This window comes from Oerskovia sp. NPDC060338 (assembly GCF_042726295.1).
Classification (GTDB): Bacteria; Actinomycetota; Actinomycetes; order Actinomycetales; family Cellulomonadaceae; genus Oerskovia; species Oerskovia merdavium.
In genome coordinates, this window is record NZ_JBHXCQ010000029.1 from 1 (window position 1) to 3,405 (window position 3,405).

Annotated in this window: 4 protein-coding genes and 1 pseudogene; 4 read left to right on the plus strand and 1 reads right to left on the minus strand. The window is 64.4% G+C overall.

The features are described 5' to 3' along the window. From ACFWGN_RS21360 to ACFWGN_RS21375, 4 genes and pseudogenes are all read left to right on the plus strand, one after another. Positions 1–1,269 (plus strand): polymorphic toxin-type HINT domain-containing protein (locus tag ACFWGN_RS21360; protein WP_377619761.1); only part of this gene is annotated, 1,269 nt, incomplete at its 5' end. Positions 1,270–1,364: 95 nt separating this feature from the next. Further along, positions 1,365–1,661, plus strand: coding sequence for a HEAT repeat domain-containing protein (locus ACFWGN_RS21365; protein WP_377619762.1), 297 nt, complete (start codon positions 1,365–1,367; stop codon positions 1,659–1,661). 651 nt (positions 1,662–2,312) lie between these two features. After that, positions 2,313–2,444, plus strand: a pseudogene (locus ACFWGN_RS21370) (hypothetical protein); the annotation flags it as partial. A 49-nt stretch (positions 2,445–2,493) separates the two neighbouring features. After that, positions 2,494–2,784 carry a DUF4265 domain-containing protein gene (locus tag ACFWGN_RS21375; protein WP_377619764.1) on the plus strand — a complete coding sequence of 97 codons (291 nt, stop codon included), beginning with the start codon at positions 2,494–2,496 and terminating at the stop codon, positions 2,782–2,784. Between the two features lie 169 nt (positions 2,785–2,953). On the opposite strand, the gene ACFWGN_RS21380 is transcribed toward ACFWGN_RS21375, so the two are convergent. Then, positions 2,954–3,190 (minus strand): hypothetical protein, encoded by a 237-nt coding sequence (locus ACFWGN_RS21380; protein WP_377619766.1) that lies wholly within the window; start codon positions 3,188–3,190, stop codon positions 2,954–2,956. Positions 3,191–3,405 lie beyond the last annotated feature (215 nt).

Sequence of the window (3,405 nt, forward strand, 5' to 3'; positions counted from 1 at the left end):
GTCAAGAAGGGCGCGTCGGCGGTCGGAAAGTGGGCCAGTAAGAACAAGGCCGAGATCATCGGCGGTGTCGTGGGCACCGTCGTGGGGGTCGGGTGCGCCGCGCTCACGGTCGGTTGGGGCTCGGTCGCCTGTGCCGTGGCCGGTGGGGCGCTGGCCGGGGCGATCACGAACACGATCCGCCAGTCGAGTTCCGGCAAACCGCTCTCGTGGAGGTCGTTCGCGACCGAAACCGTGATCGGTGGCGTGTTCGGCGCCGTGGGCCTAGGGGTGGGGGCGGTCGCCTCACGGTGGATCGCGCCCGTGGCGAACCGTGCGGTACAAGGTGCCGTGTCGGCGGTCCGTGCTAGCACCTCGCGTGGTGGGCAGGCCGTCGCGTCCTCGGCGCGGGGCACTGTGAGCCAGGCGCGTAACAGCGCGGCACAGGTCGCGGGGACGAAGCCGATCCAGGCAAGCACGCCCAAGCCGTCGACGGCACCGTCTGGCACATCGAACGCGCGGCCGACGGGCGGGGTGAAGAACCCGACGAACCAGTCCAAGACGCCCAGCGGGTGTTCGTTCAGTGGTGCGACGGCTGTTCTGATGGCCGATGGGTCGGCGAAGCGGATCGATCAGGTTGCGCCGGGGGACAAGGTCGCTTCGACCAACCCAGAGAACACCGACGGGCAGGGGGCGCCTGCGGGAACTGGTGAGGTCGTCGCTCAGCACGTGCACGACGACGTCATGGTCGCGCTCGTCGTGGCCGGCGAGTCGATCACCACGACCGAGGACCACCCGTTCTGGTCTGTGACAGACCAGCGCTTCGAGCGCGCCGACGAGCTTGAAACTGGTGAGGCCGTCCTGACCGCGACAGGGGCTACGGCGACCGTCGACGGGATCGACCTCAGCAACACGGTCCACGCACCCGCCTACAACCTCACCGTCACCACCGACCACACGTACTATGTGCTCGCAGGCGAGACGCCGATCTTGGTGCACAATTGCGACGACGACGGTAGAGGGCTATGGCAGCTGACCAAGGAGCGCTCCTCAAAGGTGATGAATGGAGGTCCGTTCAAAACAACCTTCTACAAAAGTGCTTCAGACGGCAGGTGGTGGACTCCGGATGTGACGGGCCATGGAGGGTCGGCCTTTAAGGTCTATCGAGAAACCAGCAAGGGTCTCGAATGGATTGCGGACGCCACCAAGCACGGCGACATTATGGAGGACAAGTGGAAGGGGGGAACGGGAAGGTTCATTCCGTGGGGAAAGTTGAGGGGAGTGAAGGGGTGATTTCATCCGCTGATGAATTTTTGAGACTGTACAGGAGTTCGAATCCAGAACACTATCGTAGGGCTGTATTTGACGAGGCGCCCGAGAATGTGTGGATGGATGTCGTGCACTTTCATCCCGAAGTGCGTGTGGGGGTTGTTCGGAACAAGACCATCCCGCTTGCGGTACTGGAGGTTCTCGTTGATGACCCGGATCCTCGCGTCCGCTATGAGGTGGCAATGAAGCGAAAGTTGACACCGCCTCTTCTTGATCGTCTCGCTCGCGATGTGGATGAAGGGGTCAGGATGATGGTTGCGTTACATAAGAACTCTTCCAAGGAGACGCTCGAATCCCTTATCCGCGACCCTTGGCGTGAGATTCGTGCGGCCGTGCAGAATCGGTTGCGTGGTTGACGGTCGATGCAGTCGTGCTCGGTGGGAGAGCCGTCTTGAATGTTTGCTCGGGTGATTTGAAAGGCAGAATCTGTGCCCCCAAGTTCCTGAGTCGGCTGCCGCGTGTCAATCCGCTTCTAGCAGGATCTTCGAACTGGGGTGTGCCTGTGGATGCTCAGGCGAACTATCGGTTTTTCGAGACCGCGGAGGAGATGTTCTGGCTACTGTTCAAAGTGCCGATGAAGGAGAGTTTCGTTCCCCGCTGTGGCGGGTCATCGATCTCGGGCATCTTCGAAGCGACGCTTGAAAGTTCGCGCCCCTGGCCGAAGCGATGTGTTGTTCTCTACTGGTAGGCCTAGGGATTCTGGAACTTGCATCCTCGACTTGACTGATTGCACTCCACCCCAGTTGCTGACGTTGGATGGCGCGGGGAACCGGATGGACGAGCCCAGACCGCCGGTGTCGATTGCGGCGACGACTCCTGGGGGTGACGTCGTGCTGATCAGACGCTCCTGCGGCGTCGCGGCGCCATGCGTGATCCCGGAGTCCGGGCCTGACGGGTAGGAAGTGAGAGGTCCCGCGGGTAGGAAGTGAGAGGTCCCGGCGACCGGAAACGTTTGAGTGGGCTCGGAGCGACGCGAGCGGACGACGGCTGGGGAGTAGGGGAATCGGATGAGCGAGCGCCTGTACCGCGTGGCTTTCGATCTGCCGGACCGGATTGCGTGCAGTACAGGGATCGGCGTGGAGCGACTCTGGGCCGAGAAGTCGGCCAAGCTGGAGGTGCGCGTTCTGAACGTCCCCTTCTACGTGAGGGGCATCGCCTTTGGTGATGTCGTGCGCGTCAGGCCTGACCATGAGCGCAGGGAGTTTCGTCTTCGAGGAGCTGATCGCCGAGTCCGGGAACTCGACGATGCGCATCATCCTGAGGGAGGCGCAGGCAGAAGGGGAGGTTGGTGCCATGCTGCGCGCTGCGGACTGCGGGTGGGAGGTGGGACCGCGAGGAATCGCCCTCTGGGCGATCGATGTACCGGCCCACGTCAACTACGCATCCGTCCGAGCGGACCTCATGAACATGGCGGACGTCGGCACGATCGACCTTGAGGAAGGTGCGATCTCTGGGCTTCATCGAGTCGGGCTCGGGTAGAGCCTGCCTGTTCTCCGGCTTCCTGGTTGAGTCGGGTGGGCGGGGTCGTGGACACGGCACCGAGCATTCGCCAAGGAGGCAGCCTCAGGGACACCCTGCACGTCGACCTGCTCGTCATCGGTTTCGGCAAGGGGGGCAAGACGGTCGCCGGCGCGGCGGGTCGGCGCCGTCAGCGTCGCTCGTTCCTCCGACGGTAGTTCCCGGTCGCCCGCGCCAGCAGGTGCTGCGTCCGCTCCTCGTCTGCGGTCTTCAGTGCCGCGACCAGCCGGGCGGCCCGGGTGCCGGAGATGGTGGCGACGAGCCGCCCGCCCCGGTAGGCGTGGACGGTCCCGGACGCCGTGACGCGGTGGTCGAACGGGTCCTCGACGAGTCGTCCGCGCGCGTCGGGCGGGCCGGATCTGCTCATGCGGTGACCGTAGCCAGGGGCGGGCGAGCAGCGCGAGGTGATTGACGTCGTCGGGCAGCGGGTGCGGGCCGTCCCTCTGGCCCGCCGGACCGCGACGCGCGGACGACTTCTGTCCACGAGCTGGGCGGGGTGTCCAGCCTGGTCAACGACGTGCACGGGACGGCGCTCGCCGTGGTGCACAACACGAAGTACACGCTGACGCGCAACTTCGCCGA